The following is a 17,816-nucleotide window of genomic DNA, read 5'->3' on the forward strand; positions in this document are numbered from 1 at the left end:
GGCGGCGTGCTGATCGTCGCCAACCATCCCTTGGGCATGATCGATGCGCTGACCCTGCTGCAGATGGTCGGCTCGGTGCGCAGCGATGTGCGCATCCTCGCCAACGACTGGCTGATGTCGATCCCGCCGCTGCACAAGTTGTTGCTGCCGGTCGATGTGTTCGGCAAGGGCGCCGCCTCGCGCATGCGCGACATTTATCGTGCGCTCGACAACGGCGAGGCCTTGATCGTTTTCCCCGCGGGCGAAGTGTCGCGCGTGAGTCCGTCGGGCGTGAGCGACGGACGCTGGTCCGATGGATTTGCGCGCCTGTCGCAGCGCAGCCGTGCGCCGGTGCTGCCGATCCACGTCGCCGCGCGCAATTCCGCCATGTTCTATGGCTTGTCGATGCTGGCCAAGCCGCTCAGCACGGCGATGCTGCCGCGCGAAGCGATTTCACCCACCAGCCGCCGCATCGGTTTCAGCGTGGGCCAGTTGGTGTCGGCCGACGAACTCGAGCAGCACAGCGGCGATTCGACGAAGCGCGCGGCCAAGTTGATGCGTCGCCACGTGTACCGCGTGGGGCGTCATCGCGGCCTGATCTTTGGCGGCCAGGCGCCGCTGGCGCATCCGGAGCCGACCGAACGTGTGGTGGCCGAGCTGCAGGCGCAGGCTGAAAAACTCGCCGACCTCAACGACGGCAAGCAGATCCTGTTGTTCAAGGGCGCGTCCGACAGCGCGGTGCTGCGCGAGATCGGTCGCCTGCGCGAACTCACCTTCCGCAAGGTGGGCGAGGGCACGGGCGCACGACGCGACCTCGATGCCTACGATCCGCATTATGAGCACCTGGTGCTGTGGGATCCGAAGGCGCTGCGCATCGTCGGTTCCTATCGTTTCGGCCACGGCGGTCGCCTGATTGGCGAGCGCGGCATGGCGGCGCTGTATACCTCCAGTCTCTTCAGCTATTCGCCCGCGCTCGAGTCGCGCCTGGCGCAGGGGCTGGAGTTGGGACGCAGCTTTATCGCGCCGGCCTATTGGCGTTCGCGTGCGCTGGATCAGTTGTGGCAGGGCATTGGTCTGTACCTGCAGCGCCATCCGGACCTGCGTTACCTGTTTGGTCCGGTGAGCATGTCGGTTGCGCTTCCGCGCGAGGCGCGCGAATGGRTCGCCGCGGCGCATCAGCATTACTTTGGTGCGCCGGGTCTGGCTTCGGCGCGGCAACCGTTCGTGGTGTCGCCGGGGGTGATCGAGCTGGTGCGTGATGCGCTGGCGGGCCTGGACCCGGCGGCAGGCCTGGGCAAACTCAAGCATCATCTCGATGCGCTCGGCGTCAGCCTGCCGGTGCTGTATCGCCAGTACGTGGATCTGGTCGATCCAGAAGGTGTGCAGTTCCTCGCTTTTGGCGAGGATCCGGGTTTCTCCGGCTGTGTGGATGGTCTGGTCATGCTCGACCTGGCGACGCTCAAGCCCGCCAAGCGGGCGCGCTATCTGGGCAAGTAAGAGGCGTCCGGTTCTGCCAACGCCTTCCCGGTCGGCCAGATATCGCCCTACGAGAATTTCAGTGGTGACTGATTGACCGTTGGATGGGGAGAAAGCGCGGGCCTTGGCGTTCGCGTGATCCTTCGGTAAATTTCTTGTAAAATACTTATGCAAAGCTTACGTCGTTGGTCGGGCGCAAGGGGCTAGTCGTCGCCTGGACCAACAGCTTCAACTAATTTCGTAATTTCGCCCGATTTTTACCGATCGGGCTTTTTTACGCCCGGAGGAAACGTTTAAATTTACGTTAAATGGCATGAAATTGCGTTTTTACGCAATGACTTGCGAAGCATCTTTCGATTAATCGCGAGATCTTTCTGCCGGGCGACGCTCCACTTTCCTACTCGGTTTGCTGGCGACCTTAAGGGGCGGCAGCTGACTCCAAAACTTTGTCAATTCTGGAATGACGATGATGAAACGAAACCACCTTTCCATGGCCATTGCTGTCGTATTTTGTATGGCAGCCGGTGTCGCCTCGGCCCAGGACACCTCGGGCCAGGCCACCAACCCGCAGACCAAGGAACCGGCTACCCGCAACGGCCCGTCGAGCACGTCCAACACCACCACCTCCAACGACACCAAGCGTGCCCAGCAGCTGGACACCGTGACGGTGCAGGCGCAGAGCCTGTCGCTGGGTGATGGCCTGATGTCGGTGCAGACGGCTCCGAAGGCGGTTTCGACCATCTCGCGCGATGCCATCGTCAAGGCGGCGCCGGGCGGCACCTTCGTGCAGATGATCGACTCGATCCCGGGCGTGAATGCCTCGACCGACGACGTCAGCGGCCTGGCCAACGGCAACTACCAGATCCGCGGCTTCACCAGCGACGAAATCGGCACCACCGTCAACGGCGCGCCGATCAACGACAGCGGCAACTACAAGGTCTACTCGACCGAGTACGGCGACACCGAGAACATGGGTGACATCACCGTGCTGCAGGGTTATCCGGACGTCGACACGCCGATCTCCGGCGCGGCCGGTGGCGCCATTTCCTGGGTCACCATCGATCCGTCGCACACGGCCGGCCTGGACTTTGCCCAGAGCCTGGGCAACCACGACTACCGCCGCACCTTCCTGCGCTTTAATACCGGCGACCTCGGTCCGGTGCGCGCGTGGCTGTCGTACTCGAACAACACCTCCGATTTCTGGCGCGGCCCGGGCGACTTGAACGTCACCAAGGTCGACGGCAAGGCGCTGTGGACGATCGACGACAACAACTACATCTCCGGTTCGGTGCAGTACAACCGCGAGCGCAACTACAGCTATGACAGCCTGACCAAGGCCCAGGTCCGTACGGGCGGTTATTTCCAGAGCTACGACGAGCCCTACAGCCCGACCGATACCTACTACTGGAAGCTCCACACCAACCCGTTCACCAGCTGGCTGGCCAGCCTCGATGGCGAGTTCAAGCTGGCTGACAGCCTGCGCCTGTCGGTGGTGCCGTACTTCTGGTACGGCAACGGCGGCGGCGGTGGCGGCTACAAGTTCACCGAATCGACCGTGCCGCAGAACGTGATCGGCGTGGCCGACCAGGACCTCAACGGCGACGGCAAGATCGCCGGCAGCGCGGTGGCTTACGACGTCAGCCAGACCTTCACCTACCGTCCCGGTGTCATCGCCAAGTTGAACCAGGACTTCGGTATGGACGACAGCCTGGAATACGGCTTCTGGTACGAGCGTGCCCGCCAGCAGCAGCAGGAAGTCTTCAACCCCGCCGTCGGCGGCGAGCCGTCCGATTTCTGGGGCGACTCCAACTACATCCGCTACTCCAACGGCGTGATCCAGCGCCTGTACCGTGAGTACACCAACTCCGAAATCAAGAAGTTCTTCGCCACCAACACCTGGACGCCGAACGACAAGTGGACCATCACGGTCGGCGCGGCGTACCTGTGGGAAGACCGTGCCGGTTACGACTACGAGAACTGGGGCAGCTACAGCACTCCCACTGCCAAGACCAACCAGTTCGGCGGCACGGCTGAAGCGACCTATCACAAGGTCAGCCCGACTGCTGGCGTGAAGTACCAGCTCGACGACCAGAACCAGTTCTACATCGGCGCCGGCCGCACCTACCGTGCACCGATCAATGGCTCGCTGCTGCAGAACGTTGCCGTGGCGGACAACCCGAAGAACCTCGCCAACGCTGCGGCCGGTACCTATCAGGCCAAGCCGGAAGAGGCCACCACGGTCGACCTGGGCTGGCGCTTCTATGCCGATCACTTCTCGGCCAACGTCGACGCGTACGAGTCGCACCTGGTCAACAAGCAGATCTCGGGCTACGACGTCAACTCCGGCCAGACGGTGTACCTGAACCTGCCGAAGATGCACATGCGCGGCATCACCGCCGAAGGCAGCTACAAGTTCGCCGAAGACTGGACCCTGTACGGCAACTACTCGTACCAGAAGGCGATCCTCGACGGTAACGTCAACACCTTCGGCGACGGCACCTACCCGACCGAAGGCAAGACCTTCCTCAACACGCCGAAGAACTCGGGCTATGTGCGCCTGGGCTACGACCACGGTCCGTTCTGGGCCACCCTGGACGCCAAGTACCGCGGTCCGATCTGGGGCGACTGGTCCAACACCGAACAGGTGGGCGGCTACACCGTGTTCAACTTGAACGCCGGCTGGAAGTTCTCCGACTTCGCCACCTGGCTGCGCAACCCGTACATCAAGCTCAACGTGTTCAACCTGACCAACAAGCGTGCGCTGACCAACGCCAACAACATCGGCGCGTTCCTGGCCAGCAATCCGGGCAACACGATCAAGGACGTCAACACGGGCGGTACGCTGTTCACCTCGGCGCCGTACTACTCGCTGCTGGAAGACCGCACCTACATGGTCACCTTCGGCATCTCGTTCTTCTAAGTCGAACGGCTTAAGCAGTACCCCGAAACCGGCGCCGCGAGGCGCCGGTTTTTTTGTGCCCGAGGAAATGTTCAGGCATCAATAACTTACGCCAAGCGTAAGAAGAGCACGCAAGAAGTGTGAGTATTTCGTCAAAAAGTTACGAAATTGTAATATAATGCGGTTACATTCGTCGTGATGAGTTGCGGTCGACGGCCCCTGCGGGGCGGTCCCGGACGAATCAAAATAATTTAGGGAATCAGTCACTTAAGACGGTGGCGAGGGGGCATGGGACTCCTTCGGTCTGGTCCCATGCCTTTTTTGCGACTTTCTTAAGGGGTTGAATCTCGATGAACCATTCGTTGCGTACGAAATTGCTGCCATTGGCGATTGCGGGCTTGCTCGCCACGGCTCCGGTGCTGGCCCAGGACACCTCGTCTTCCATCAGCGGCCGCATCGTTGACGGCAGCGGCCAGCCGATCGCCGGCGCCACCGTGCAGATCGTGCATGAGCCCTCGGGCACCACCAAGACCACCACCACTGACGCGGCCGGCCGTTACTCGGCTCAGGGCCTGCGCGTGGGCGGCCCGTTCGACGTGAAGGTGTCCAAGGACGGCACCCAGAGCGAGCAGGACAATGTGTACCTGCAGCTGGCCCAGGACACCGCGGTCAACCTGACCATGGGCGTGACCGCCGATACGGCTAACGCGCAGAACCTCAGCGGCGTGACCGTCTCGGCCAACACGCTGTCGCAGACCTTCACCCCGGACAACAAGGGCCTGTCGACCAACGTGTCGCGTCGTGAGCTCGATGCCACGCCGACCCCGGGTCGCTCGATCCAGAACGTGGTCCGCCTTGATCCCCGCGTGGTGATCACCGACCGCGCCCGTGGAGAAATCTCGGCCGTCGGCCAGAACAGCCGCTACAACAACATCACCGTCGACTCGGTCAGCGCGAACGATCCGTTCGGCCTGAACGCGAACGGCCTGCCGACGCTGGGCACGCCGATCTCGCAGGACACCATCGAGGAATACAACATCTCGACGGCCAACTACGACGTGGCCACCCGTCGCGGCATCGGCGCCAACGTCAACGCCGTGACCAAGAGCGGTACCAACGACTTCCACGGCTCGGTCTACTACGCGTTCCAGAACACCGACATGATCGGTGACAACGAGCTGGACAAGCCGTACGCCGGCTTCAATCGCCAGTGGACGGCCGGCGGCACCGTGGGCGGTCCGATCATCAAGGACAAGCTGTTCTTCTTTGCCTCGTATGAAAAGAGCGAGCAGGTCGGTTCGGGCAGCCCCTACGGTCCGCAGGATTCCGGCGCCGCGACGCCGATCAAGGGCCTGACCAACCAGCAGGTGCAGCAGGTGCGCGACATCGCCGCCAAGTACGGCCTGACCGACATCGGTTCGGTGGGCGGCGGCAACTCCAACCTGCAGGACAAGCGTTACCTCGCCAAGATCGACTGGAACATCGCCGACAACCATCGCGCGAGCTTCACCTATAGCGAGACCAAGGAAGAGAAGCCGATCATCACCGGCAGCACCACCAAGCTCGTGCTGTCCAGCGGCTGGTACAACACCAACGTCGACAACAAGAGCTACGCGCTGCACTTCTACGACGACTGGTCGGAAATCTTCTCGACCGACACCACCTTGTCGTACGCCAACTTCGACCAGAACCGCGGCCCGTACAACGGCGTGGCGATGCCGGACGTCACGGTTTATCCGGTGGCGTTTGGTGGTCCGGCGATCGAGTTCGGCACCGAGTACTCCAGCCAGGCAAACGTGCTGAAGGTGAAGACGCTCGACGCAGCCTGGGCCGGCACTTTGTATCTCGGCGACCACACCGTGAAGGGTGGCTTCGATTACGAAAAGGGCAAGTACTACAACTTGTTCCTGCAGAACTACTACGGCAGCTACATCTTCGAAGAAGTCCCGGGCCCCAAGGGCACCACGGGTCTGGATAACTTCGCCAAGGGCCTGTACTACCAGTATCGCTACAACCGTCCGGCCGGCACCCTGGGCCTGGGCGACGTCGCCGCGAACTACAACCTCACGCAGTGGGGCATCTTCCTGCAGGACACCTGGCAGGTGACCAACAACCTGTCGCTGCAGTACGGCGTGCGCGTCGACGTGCCGCTGATGGACGACAAGCCGTTGTACAACGCTGCCTACGCAGCTCCGGCGACGATCAACCCGAAGACGGGTGCGGCGGCTGGCGGCTTCGGCCAGACCAACCAGTACACCATCAACGGCCATCGCGTGGTGCAGCCGCGCATGTCGTTCAACTATGCGTTCAACACCGAGCGCATGACGCAGCTGCGCGGTGGCGCGGGCCTGTTCGTGACCAACCAGCCGGCCGTGTGGCTGGGCAATATCTTCTCCAACTCCGGCGTGACCCAGACGCAGTTCAACTGCGGTCCGACCCAGTCGCCGCCGTGCAACGTCAACTTGCCGCCGTTCAGCGCCGATCCGCATAACCAGAACAACGGCCCGGTCGGTGCTGGCCAGATGACGGTCAACACCATCTCCAAGGACTGGAACATCCCGACCGCGTGGAAGTTCAGCCTCGGCGTCGACCGCGAGCTGCCCTGGTACGGCCTGATCGCCACGGCTGACTGGGAGCACATCGACCAGCGCGATGCGATCTGGTTCCAGAACGTGAACCTGGGCGCCCCGACCGGCATGCTGCCGGACGGCCGCAGCACCTACTACGCCGCGCTGACCGATCCCGCGACGACCAAGCCGGGTCCGCGCAAGAATGCCAACCCGGCGTTCTCCGGTCAGATGATCAACCTCGCCAACACCGGCAAGGGCAGCGCCGACAGCATCGCGCTGTCGCTGAAGAAGCCGTTCTCGGAAGAGTGGTCGGGCATGATCGGCTTCACCTGGAGCCGTTCGACCGAAGTGAACCCGGGCACGTCCTCGGTCGCCAACTCGAACTACAGCAACAACTACGTCTACAACTCGAACGAAAACGTGGCCAGCACCTCGAACTACTCGGTGCCGCGTCGCGTGATCGCCTCGCTCAACTGGCAGCATCGCTTCTGGGGCGACTACGCCACCAGCGCGAGCATCTTCTATGACGGTCACTCCGCGTCCCCGTACAGCTGGACGTTCGGCAATGACGCCAACGGCGACGGCTACACCAACGACCTGGTCTACATCCCGCGTCCGGGTGAAGTCGAGTTCCGTCCGGGTACCAACCAGACGCTGATCGATCAGTTCTGGGCGAACATCCAGAAGAACGACTACCTGAAGGATCACCAGGGTGAAGTGGCCAAGCGCAATGGCGACCGCGCCGGCTGGCTCAACCAGATCGACCTGAGCTTCAGCCAGGAAATCCCGGGCATCTTCAAGGGCAACAAGGGCATCATCCGTTTCGACGTCTACAACTTCACGAACCTGCTGAACAAGCATTGGGGTATCGAGAAGCGCGTGGCGTTCCCGGGTGGCCGTGCCCTGGCCGATTACGCCGGTGTCGACCCGAAGACGGGCAAGTACATCTACAACATCGATTGCGGTGGCAAGGCCTCGTGCACCACCTACAACCAGGGTGGTGGCTACCAGCCGCTGCCGATCCCGACCTATATCAACAACAACGACGACCTCGCCCAGCGCTGGTCGGTGCTGCTGACGGTGAAATACGCCTTCTAAGCGCAGTTGTTTGCGATGTTTGAACCTGGCCGGCGCCCTCGGGCGCCGGCTTTTTTATTAATGGACGCAACGCCGACGGCTTGACCCTGCCATGCCCGGCGCGGGAAGCTACGCGGTCCGCCGCGTTTTGCACGGACGTACGAGCCGCGAGGGCGCGGCGAGGAGAATGGTTCRATGAACGAGATTCAAGCCGGAAAGTCCGGCCGACCCGCCACCGTGAGCGCGCGCATTTCGCCCGCCGGCGGCCTGGATATCCTGTCCCGCAACGAAGTGGCGCGCCTGCGCGACGCCAGCGGTTCGGGCCTGCACGCCTTGCTGCGCCGCTGCGCGCTGGCCGTGCTCACCTCGGGCAACATGAGCGACGATCCGCGCTCCATCCTCGAACAGTTCCCCGATTTCGACATCCAGGTGCTGCAGCAGGATCGCGGCATCAAGATCGAGCTCACGCACGCGCCGGCGCAGGCGTTCGTGGATGGCCAGATCATTCGCGGCATCAACGAGCTGCTGGTCGCCGTGATGCGCGACATCGTCTATGTGTCCACCCAGATGGAGCAGGGCAATTTCGATCTGGACGACAGCGTGGGCCTGACCCACGTGGTGTTCGAGATCCTGCGCAACGCACGCATCCTCAAGCCGCAGATCGACCCGAACCTGGTGGTGTGCTGGGGTGGCCATTCGATTTCGCGCGACGAGTACGAGTACACCAAGCAGGTGGGCTACCAGCTCGGCCTGCGCGGCATGGACATCTGCACGGGTTGCGGCCCGGGCGCCATGAAGGGCCCGATGAAGGGCGCCACGATTGCGCACGCCAAGCAGCGTCGCCGCAGCAACCGCTATATCGGCATCACCGAGCCGGGCATCATCGCGGCCGAATCGCCGAACCCGATCGTCAATCACCTGGTGATCATGCCGGACATCGAGAAGCGTCTCGAAGCGTTCGTGCGCATGGGCCACGGCATCATCGTGTTCCCGGGTGGCGTGGGCACGGCCGAAGAAATCCTTTATCTGCTCGGCATCCTGCTGCATCCGGACAATGCCGGCGTGCCGTTCCCGCTGATCCTCACCGGTCCCAAGCAGTCGGCCGCGTACTTCGAGCAGATCGACCACTTCCTGCGCCTGACCCTGGGCGAGAGCGTGACCCATCACTACCAGATCATCGTGGACGACCCGGCCGCCGTGGCGCGCGCCATGGTTCGCGGCATCGACAAGGTGCGCAACCATCGCCTGGACACCAAGGACGCGTTCTTCTTCAACTGGTCGCTCAACATCCCKTATGCGTTCCAGCTGCCGTTCCGCCCAACCCATGAGGCCATGCGCTCGCTGGCCATCCACCGCGATCGTCCGCGCCATGAACTGGCCGCCGACCTGCGTCGCGCGTTCTCCGGCATCGTCGCCGGCAACGTGAAGGAAGAGGGTCTGCGCGCCATCGAAAAGTACGGCCCGTTCGACATCGATGGCGACGYCGACATCATGGCCTCGCTGGACGAGCTGCTGAAGGCCTTCGTGGCCCAGGACCGCATGAAACTCCCGGGCGGCACGGCCTACGTGCCCTGCTACCGGGTGCTCACCGGCGCCCGCGCCGCCTGAGGGTTTTTGAGAGCCGCATGGCTTGACAGACCAGGGCTGGATATTCAAACTATCCAGCTCACCCCGCCCGAATAGCTCAGCCGGTTAGAGCACTTGACTGTTAATCAGGGGGTCGTTGGTTCGAGTCCAACTTCGGGCGCCATATTCAAGAAAACCCTGCCGATTGGCGGGGTTTTTTTATGCCCGGCTCAGGGCTGTCTCAAGGGTTCCTGATTGCCGAGCGCTTGCGAGCGTCCACATCGGGTACACCTGCTGACGATGAAGATCGGAAGGGCTTGAGTGCGGCGCATGTCGTCGCTGGGTTCAGTGTTGACCGTGGTTTGGTTGGGTCGCGAACCTGTTGCACTTCGTCATCATCGGAAGGGGAGAGCCTGATGCGCAGTTGGTTGCTGACCTTCGGCGCTATCGGCCTGGCAGGCTGCGCGAGCACTGGCGATATCAGCCACAACAAACCCACCTTCCAGGCCAGCACGAGCAAACTCGATTCGACCTATGCGGCCTGCGTGCAATCGCGTTGGCAGGCGCTTTCGCCCACGGCGCACATCGTCGAAACGCCGACGACCTTGCAGGTGGTGGTGGCCAACAACACCACGAGCGTGGAAGAGCTGCTAGTGATCCACAGCAAGGTGCAGGGCGCCGAGGTGGTGCTGTACGAGCGGCTGGCGGTTTTGGCCATGCGCGCCTATCGCGACTCCGCCAAGGCGTGCCTCTAGTTGCTGGCCGCACAAATCGTGGCGGCGTCCGCCTTCGCGGTAGCGCCGGTCACGCGCCCGACGTTGGAGACTGTGAGGGCCAGCGCATCTTCTGCATGCCCCTTGCGGCATAGCGTGAACGTCGCGGGGCTGCCACCGGCGCTGCCCGTGGGTTGGAAGCGGATGCTCTTGCGGTCCGACATGATGTGCATGGTCGTGCGCTTGTAGCCGCCGCTTGCCAGCTTGGGCGAGCCGTCCAGCTGATCGGCGTTGCCGCTGCGATAATTGCCGACGGCCCAGCCGCGTTCCCAATGCGTGTCGCCGGCGCATTGCCGTCCATCCGAGGAGGGGCAGAGCAGCTTCGGACGCCCGCTGCTCACTGCCAGGCTGCGCGCATGCTGGAGCGAGGCGACCAGGTCGAGCTGGGCCGTGTTGAGCTGGTATCGCCCCAGCATCCGCCCCAGCGCGGGAACGGCGACCGCCACCATCAGGGCGACCACGACCATCACAACGATACTTTCAAGCAGCGTAAACCCCGCACTGCTCCGTGGCTGGTAGCCTTGCCGACTCCTGTCCATGGGCCGCCTCCTGCGTCTCGGAAACGATCAGCCTAACCAGAGCCGACGGGCGCTCCAGTCATCGGCCGCCAAGGACCCCTGTCGTAGCCTGCTGACAGGCCCTGTCAGCAGGGCAATTTAAAATGCCCCGTCGCGACCGCATGTAGAGAGCCATGACTGACCGCTTCGAACTCGTCTCGCCCTACCAGCCCTCCGGCGACCAGCCCGAGGCCATCCGCAAACTTTCCGAAGGCTTCGAGGCCGGCCTGGCGGCGCAGACGCTGCTGGGCGTTACCGGCTCAGGCAAGACCTACACGATTGCCAACGTGATCCAGCAGGTGCAGCGGCCGACCATCGTGATGGCGCCGAACAAGACCCTGGCGGCGCAGCTGTACGGCGAGTTCAAGGAATTCTTTCCGCACAACGCGGTGGAATACTTCGTCAGCTACTACGACTACTACCAGCCCGAAGCCTACGTGGTGGCGTCGGATACCTTCATCGAGAAAGACGCTTCGATCAACGACCACATCGAGCAGATGCGACTGGCGGCCACCAAGGCGCTGCTGTCGCGCAAGGATTCGATCATCGTCGCCACCGTGTCGGCGATCTACGGCCTCGGCGATCCGGAAGACTATCTCTCGCTGCGGCTGATCCTGGCCAAGGGTGAGCGCATCGATCAACGCGCCTTGATTCGCCAGCTGACGGAACTGCAGTACACGCGCAATGAGATGGAGCTGCGCCGCGGTACGTATCGCGTGCGTGGCGAAATCATCGATGTGTTTCCCGCCGAATCGGAAACCGAAGCGCTGCGCATCGAGCTGTTCGACGGCGAAGTGGAAAACATGTCGCTGTTCGATCCGCTCACCGGCGACACCATCCGCAAGGTGCCGCGCTACACCGTGTATCCGCGCACGCACTATGCGAGTACGCGCGAGAGCGTGCTGAACGCGATCGAGACCATCAAGGTCGAGCTCAAAGAGCGGCTGGAGCAGCTGTACAAGGACAACAAACTGGTCGAGGCGCAGCGCCTGGATCAGCGCACGCGTTTCGACATCGAAATGATGGCCGAGGTCGGCTACTGCCAGGGCATCGAGAACTACTCGCGCCATCTCACGCGCCGCGGCCCCGGCGAACCGCCGCCGACCTTGTTCGACTATCTGCCGGCCGATGCGTTGCTGGTGGTCGACGAATCGCACGTCACCATTCCCCAGCTCGGCGCCATGTACAAGGGCGACCGCTCGCGCAAGGAGACACTGGTCGAATTCGGTTTCCGTCTGCCGTCGGCAATGGATAATCGTCCGCTGCGTTTCGAGGAGTGGGAGGCGCGCGCGCCGCGTTCGATCTATGTATCGGCCACGCCGCGCGACTATGAATTGCAGAAGTCCGGCGATGCCGTGGTGGAACTGGTGGTGCGTCCGACCGGCCTGATCGATCCGGAGGTGGAAGTGCGCCCGGTGCGCACCCAGGTCGACGACCTGCTGGGCGAGGTGCACAAGCGCGTGGCGATGGGCGACCGCGTGCTGGTCACCACGCTGACCAAGCGCATGGCCGAAAACCTCACCGAATATTTGAATGAGCACAACGTCAAGGTGCGTTATCTGCATTCGGATATCGAAACGGTGGAGCGCGTGGAAATCATCCGCGATCTGCGCCTGGGCGAGTTCGATGTGCTGGTAGGCATCAACCTGTTGCGCGAGGGCCTGGACATGCCCGAGGTCTCGCTGGTGGCGATTCTCGACGCCGACAAGGAAGGCTTCCTGCGTTCGACCGGTTCGCTCATCCAGACCATTGGTCGCGCGGCACGCAACCTGCGCGGCAAGGCGATTCTTTACGCTGACAACATCACCCGCTCGATGCAGGCGGCCATGGACGAGACCGCCCGCCGTCGCGAGAAGCAGCAGGCCTATAACGAGGCCCACGGCATCACGCCGCAGTCGGTGGTGCGCCGTATCGCGGACATCATGGAAGGGGCCCGCAGCGAGACTGCGTCACGTGGTCGCGGCCGTCGCAGCGACCGCCAGAGCGCCGCTGTGGCAGAGCAAGGCGCCCAGTACGCCGCTCTGAGCGGGGACCAGGCCTCGGCGATGATCAAGAAGCTCGAGGCGCAGATGTACAAGCACGCCGAAAACCTGGAATTCGAGGAGGCGGCCCGGCTGCGCGACCAGATCCACCAGTTGCAGGAACGGGTGGCTCGTTGAGGCCGGATAGTTGTCCCGGCCTCACGAAATGTGTAAACTGCGCGGCTCGCACGGCATGCCGGGCGAGAACCGGGCGGTTAGCTCAGCGGTAGAGCACTACCTTGACATGGTAGGGGTCACAAGTTCGATCCTTGTACCGCCCACCAATACCGATGAAACGGCGTGGCCTTTGGGTCGCGCCGTTTCTTTTTGCGCTGAAGGAGCCGGTCGATGACGTACCTTTGGATCAAGAGCTTCCATGTCGTGTTCGTCATTGCCTGGATGGCAACGGTGTTCTACCTGCCGCGCATCCTTGTGAATATCGCCGAGTCCGGAGACGAGCCGGTCGTAAAGGCGCGCCTGCTGCTGATGGGGCGGCGGCTCTACCGTTTCGGGCACCACATGTTCGGCATCGCCTTCCTGTTCGGGCTGGCCCTGTGGGAGGGCTGGCGGCTGTTTCCCCAGACACTGCCCAACGTCGTGGCCTCGCTGCACTGGATCGATGCCAAGCTGACCCTGGTCGCGCTGATGCTGGCGTACTTCATCTGGACTGGGCGCTTGCTCAAGCGCAGTGAGAACGGCGGGACGCTGCCGTCGTCGAAGACGCTGCGCATCATGAACGAGCTGCCCGTGCTGGTCTTGCTGGGCATCGTTTTCCTGGTGATTGCCAAGCCGTTCTGATCGAGCGTCCGCGGGTTTCTGTGGGAGCGCACCTTGTGCGCGACAGGCGCCGCGGTCTGACCGAACGCCAGTCGCGCACAGGGTGCGCTCCCACAACGAACATCGCTCATTGCTCCTGCTGGAAATATTCCCGATACCAGGCCACAAACCGCGCCACGCCGTCTTCGATCGAGGTATTCGGCGCATAACCCACGTCACGTCGCAGCGCGGAAACATCGGCCCACGTATCGGCCACATCGCCCGGCTGCATTGGTAGCAGGCGCTTCTCGACCGTGCGCCCGAGATTGCGCTCCATCAGCTCGATGAAGTGCAGCAACTGCACCGGCTGATCGTTGCCGATGTTGTAGACGCGATACGGCGCGCTGGACGTGCCTGGGCTCGGGGCTAGCGCGTCGTATGCCGCATCGGGCAGGGCGACGTGATCGAGCGTGCGGATCACGCCTTCCACGATGTCGTCGACATAGGTGAAATCGCGGCTATGGTTGCCGTAGTTGTAGACATCGATGGGCTCGCCGCGGCTGATGCGATCGGCAAACAGCATGGGCGACATATCCGGCCGGCCCCACGGGCCGTACACCGTGAAAAACCGCAGGCCGGTGGTCGGCAGGTCGTACAGATGGCTATACGTATGCGCCATCAGCTCGTTGGCTTTCTTGCTTGCCGCGTACAGGCTGACCGGATGGTCTACGGCATCTTCGATGGCGAACGGCAGCTTGCGGTTGGCACCATAGACTGAGCTGGATGACGCATACACCAGATGCTCGACCTTGCCGTGGCGGCAGGCCTCCAGGATGTTGACGAAACCCACCAGGTTGCTCTGCACGTAGGCTTGCGGGTTTTTCAGTGAATAGCGCACGCCGGCCTGGGCGGCGAGGTTGACCACGCGTTGCGGGCGGAACTCGCCAAAGGCGCTATTCACGGCCGCTGCATCAGCCAGATCGGCACGCAGATGCGTGTAGTTGTGGTGGTCGGCGAAGCGGGCGAGCCTGGCTTCCTTGAGCGTCGAGTCGTAGTAGTCGTTGTGATTGTCGATGCCATACACCTCGTCGCCACGCGCCAGCAAGCGCTCGGCCAAGGCCGAGCCGATGAAGCCGGCGGTGCCGGTGACGAGAATGCGCATGCGAATAGCCGGTGTTCGAGGAGGCGGGCATTCTATCGCTGCCGATATTGAGACAGCGTCGGCAATAGCAGATTTGACATCGACGGATAGGCTAAACTAGCGTCCTGACTGTACCCGTCCGGAGACAAGGTGGCCCACGCCTCAAGCGTCGGTCTAGCGTGTGACATGGCAACTACGACCCTCCAGCGCTGACTCAAGCCACGCCTTGTTCGACAAGAAGGGCGCGTGGCGCTCTTTATTTTTGCCTKCCATCCAGGCAGGCAAGAGCAAAACCAGCCATCCATGGCCGGACTTTTCAACTAAGAGCACGCTTTGTTGGTGGCCGGTGGAATCGGCTATCGAGGGTGGGTTCTTTAAATTGAGCACGTTCTTCTGGGCGTCTTTTTTTAGGTGCGAACATGATTGAAATCACGCTACCCGACGGCAGCAAGCGGCCGTTTGATCATCCGGTGACGGTGCAGGACGTGGCAGCCTCGATCGGCGCCGGTCTGGCCAAGGCCACCCTGGCGGGCAAGGTGGACGGCAAGCTGGTGGATGCCAGTTTCCCGATCGACCACAACGCCAGCCTCGAGATCGTCACCGAGAAGAGCCCGGAGGCGCTGGACATCCTGCGTCACTCCACGGCGCACCTGCTGGCGCAGGCCGTGCAGCGCCTGTATCCGGGTGCGCAGGTCACCATCGGTCCGGTGATCGACAACGGCTTCTATTACGACTTTGCCTATGAGCGCCCGTTCACGCCCGACGATCTGGTCAAGATCGAGGCGGAGATGGAGAAAATCGTCAAGGAAGCGCTGCCGGTGACGCGCAGCGTGAAGTCGCGCGATGAGGCAGTGAGCTTCTTCCGTGGCATGGGCGAGGAATACAAGGCCGAGATCATCCAGAGCATCCCGGCCAACGAGGAATTGTCGCTGTATTCGCAGGGCGATTTCACCGATCTCTGCCGCGGCCCGCATGTGCCGAACACGGGCAAGCTGCGCGCGTTCAAGCTGATGAAGGTCGCCGGCGCTTACTGGCGTGGCGATTCGAACAACGCGATGCTGACGCGCATCTACGGCACGGCGTGGCTCAACGACAAGGATCTGAAGGCCTACCTGCACCAGCTGGAAGAAGCCGAAAAGCGCGACCATCGCAAGATCGGCAAGGCGCTGGATCTCTTCCATCAGCAGGAAGAGGGCCCGGGCATGGTGTTCTGGCACCCCAAGGGCTGGGCCATCTGGCAGCAGGTGGAGCAATACATGCGCCGCGTGTATCGCCAGAGCGGCTACCAGGAAGTGCGCTGCCCGCAGGTGCTGGACGTGTCGCTGTGGAAGAAGTCCGGCCACTGGGACAACTACCAGGAAAACATGTTCTTCACCGAGTCGGAGAAGCACACGTACGCCCTCAAGCCGATGAACTGCCCGGGCCATGTGCAGATCTTCAACACGTCCCTGCACAGCTACCGCGACCTGCCGGTGCGCTACGGCGAGTTCGGYGCCTGCCATCGCAATGAGCCCTCGGGCGCRCTGCACGGCATCATGCGCGTGCGCGCCTTCACGCAGGACGACGGCCACGTGTTCTGCACGGAAGCGCAGATCGAATCCGAGGTGACGGCCTTCCATCAGCAGGCCATGAAGGTCTACGGTGACTTCGGCTTCGAGGACATCGCACTGAAGATCGCGCTGCGTCCCGACAAGCGCATCGGCAGCGACGAGGTGTGGGATCGCGCCGAAGACGCGCTGCGCGCCGCCTTGGGTGCGGCCGGCGTGCAGTGGGAAGAGCTGCCGGGCGAGGGTGCTTTCTACGGTCCGAAAATCGAGTACCACATGAAGGATTCCATCGGCCGTGCCTGGCAGGTGGGCACCATGCAAGTGGACTTCATGATGCCCGAGCGCCTGGGCGCCGAATATGTGGACGAGAATTCACAACGTCGTCACCCGGTGATGCTGCATCGTGCCATAGTGGGCTCGATGGAGCGTTTCATCGGCATCCTGATCGAGCATCATGCCGGTCTGTTGCCGACCTGGCTGGCGCCGGTGCAGGCCGACGTGTTCAGTATTACGGACGCCCAGGCCGACTATGTCCGCGAAGTGACGCAAACCCTTGTCGATAAAGGTTTCCGCGTACACGCCGATTTGCGCAATGAGAAGGTCGGCTATAAAATCCGCGAACATACGATGCAGAAAGTCCCTTACCTGCTGGTGGTCGGAGATCGCGAGAAGGAATCGGGGGCAGTATCCGTGCGTACGCGTTCGGGCGAGGACCTAGGCAGCATGCCGCTGGTCGCATTGATCGAACGCCTGGAAGCCGAGACCCGTCGCTAAGCGCGCGGGCCGGCACTTTTAAGAACTCTTCTGGAGGATTGTGGTATCGCTACCACCGACACAAAGGGCAACCGCCGTAACCTTGAGATCCGCGTCCCGCGCGTACGCGTGATCGGCGCAGATTCGGAACAGCTAGGCATCCTTACCCGTGACGAGGCACTGGCCTTGGCACAAGAAGCGGGCATGGACCTGGTCGAGATCCAGCCGAACGGCGATCCGCCGGTCTGCCGCATCATGGACTACGGCAAGTTCAAGTTCGAAGCCCAGAAGAAGGCTCAGGCGGCCAAGAAGAAGCAGAAGCAGGTCGAGATCAAGGAAGTGAAGTTCCGTCCGGTCACGGACGTGGGCGACTACCAGATCAAGCTGCGCAACATGCTTCGCTTCCTCGAGGAAGGCGACAAGGTCAAGGTGACCATCCGCTTCCGCGGCCGCGAAATGTCTCACCAGGACCTGGGCCAGAACCTGGCCAAGAAGATCCAGGAAGACGTGGGCGAGAACGGCGTGGTGGAGTCCTTCCCCCGCCTGGAAGGTCGTCAGATGGTCATGATGATCGGCCCCAAGAAGAAGCAGTAATCGAAAAAAGCGGCCTGAGGGCCGCTTTTTTCTTCTGGGGCCGCCGAAGCTCCGAACCGAAGCCGGCTTTTCCCTCTCCCCGCCGGGGAGCGGGCAGGGTGAGGGGC

General features: G+C 62.5%; 11 protein-coding genes and 2 tRNA genes. 11 read left to right on the plus strand and 2 right to left on the minus strand.

Translation table 11 applies throughout. The features are described from left to right. The 6 genes from olsF to AC1DMG_RS12415 all read left to right on the plus strand — a co-directional run. Positions 1-1,476 (plus strand): bifunctional ornithine lipid synthase OlsF (gene olsF / locus AC1DMG_RS12390; RefSeq protein WP_477180567.1); only part of this gene is annotated, 1,476 nt, incomplete at its 5' end. A gap of 469 nt (positions 1,477-1,945) precedes the next feature. After that, the gene (locus AC1DMG_RS12395; protein WP_477177989.1) at positions 1,946-4,375 is read left to right on the plus strand and encodes a TonB-dependent receptor; all 2,430 of its coding nucleotides are present in this window, start codon (positions 1,946-1,948) and stop codon (positions 4,373-4,375) included. Positions 4,376-4,704: 329 nt separating this feature from the next. Continuing rightward, positions 4,705-8,022 carry a TonB-dependent receptor gene (locus AC1DMG_RS12400; RefSeq protein ID WP_441602587.1) on the plus strand — a complete coding sequence of 1,106 codons (3,318 nt, stop codon included), beginning with the start codon at positions 4,705-4,707 and terminating at the stop codon, positions 8,020-8,022. A 174-nt stretch (positions 8,023-8,196) separates the two neighbouring features. Next, a complete protein-coding gene (gene ppnN, locus AC1DMG_RS12405; RefSeq protein WP_477180568.1) occupies positions 8,197-9,609 on the plus strand; it encodes a nucleotide 5'-monophosphate nucleosidase PpnN in 1,413 nt (470 codons plus the stop codon). A gap of 65 nt (positions 9,610-9,674) precedes the next feature. Then, positions 9,675-9,751, plus strand: a tRNA-Asn gene (locus AC1DMG_RS12410). 232 nt (positions 9,752-9,983) lie between these two features. Next, the gene (locus AC1DMG_RS12415; RefSeq protein WP_477177991.1) at positions 9,984-10,322 is read left to right on the plus strand and encodes a hypothetical protein; all 339 of its coding nucleotides are present in this window, start codon (positions 9,984-9,986) and stop codon (positions 10,320-10,322) included. On the opposite strand, the gene AC1DMG_RS12420 is transcribed toward AC1DMG_RS12415, so the two are convergent. Beyond that, on the minus strand, positions 10,319-10,879 hold the full coding sequence (locus tag AC1DMG_RS12420; RefSeq protein ID WP_477177992.1) for a GspH/FimT family pseudopilin: 561 nt from the start codon (positions 10,877-10,879) through the stop codon (positions 10,319-10,321). The genes AC1DMG_RS12415 and AC1DMG_RS12420 overlap by 4 nt on opposite strands. A gap of 152 nt (positions 10,880-11,031) precedes the next feature. Here AC1DMG_RS12420 and uvrB point away from each other — a divergent pair, with 152 nt between their 5' ends. The 3 genes from uvrB to AC1DMG_RS12435 all read left to right on the plus strand — a co-directional run bounded on the left by uvrB (position 11,032) and on the right by AC1DMG_RS12435 (position 13,716). Further along, a complete protein-coding gene (uvrB, locus tag AC1DMG_RS12425) occupies positions 11,032-13,056 on the plus strand; it encodes an excinuclease ABC subunit UvrB (RefSeq protein ID WP_441602591.1) in 2,025 nt (674 codons plus the stop codon). Between the two features lie 71 nt (positions 13,057-13,127). Then, a tRNA-Val gene (locus AC1DMG_RS12430) sits at positions 13,128-13,202 on the plus strand. Positions 13,203-13,266: 64 nt separating this feature from the next. Next, on the plus strand, positions 13,267-13,716 hold the full coding sequence (locus AC1DMG_RS12435; RefSeq protein ID WP_477177993.1) for a CopD family protein: 450 nt from the start codon (positions 13,267-13,269) through the stop codon (positions 13,714-13,716). Positions 13,717-13,822: 106 nt separating this feature from the next. On the opposite strand, the gene AC1DMG_RS12440 is transcribed toward AC1DMG_RS12435, so the two are convergent. Then, positions 13,823-14,836 carry an NAD-dependent epimerase gene (locus AC1DMG_RS12440; RefSeq protein ID WP_477177994.1) on the minus strand — a complete coding sequence of 338 codons (1,014 nt, stop codon included), beginning with the start codon at positions 14,834-14,836 and terminating at the stop codon, positions 13,823-13,825. Between the two features lie 398 nt (positions 14,837-15,234). On the opposite strand from AC1DMG_RS12440, the gene thrS reads away from it, so the two are divergent. Further along, entirely contained in the window at positions 15,235-17,136 is a 1,902-nt protein-coding gene (thrS, locus tag AC1DMG_RS12445) for a threonine--tRNA ligase (RefSeq protein ID WP_477177995.1), read from the plus strand. Between the two features lie 45 nt (positions 17,137-17,181). Next, positions 17,182-17,709 (plus strand): translation initiation factor IF-3, encoded by a 528-nt coding sequence (gene infC, locus AC1DMG_RS12450; protein WP_338069387.1) that lies wholly within the window; start codon positions 17,182-17,184, stop codon positions 17,707-17,709. Positions 17,710-17,816 lie beyond the last annotated feature (107 nt).

This window comes from Dyella sp. 01N36, assembly GCF_056399745.1.

Excerpts from the sequence above, each read along its gene's own strand:
- AC1DMG_RS12395 (WP_477177989.1), top strand. The coding sequence starts at position 1,946 with ATGGCCATTGCTGTCGTATTTTGTATGGCAGCCGGTGTCGCCTCGGCC.
- AC1DMG_RS12400 (WP_441602587.1), top strand. The coding sequence starts at position 4,705 with ATGAACCATTCGTTGCGTACGAAATTGCTGCCATTGGCGATTGCGGGC.
- AC1DMG_RS12415 (WP_477177991.1), top strand. The coding sequence starts at position 9,984 with ATGCGCAGTTGGTTGCTGACCTTCGGCGCTATCGGCCTGGCAGGCTGC.
- AC1DMG_RS12420 (WP_477177992.1), bottom strand. The coding sequence starts at position 10,879 with ATGGACAGGAGTCGGCAAGGCTACCAGCCACGGAGCAGTGCGGGGTTT.
- uvrB (WP_441602591.1), top strand. The coding sequence starts at position 11,032 with ATGACTGACCGCTTCGAACTCGTCTCGCCCTACCAGCCCTCCGGCGAC.
- AC1DMG_RS12435 (WP_477177993.1), top strand. The coding sequence starts at position 13,267 with ATGACGTACCTTTGGATCAAGAGCTTCCATGTCGTGTTCGTCATTGCC.
- AC1DMG_RS12440 (WP_477177994.1), bottom strand. The coding sequence starts at position 14,836 with ATGCGCATTCTCGTCACCGGCACCGCCGGCTTCATCGGCTCGGCCTTG.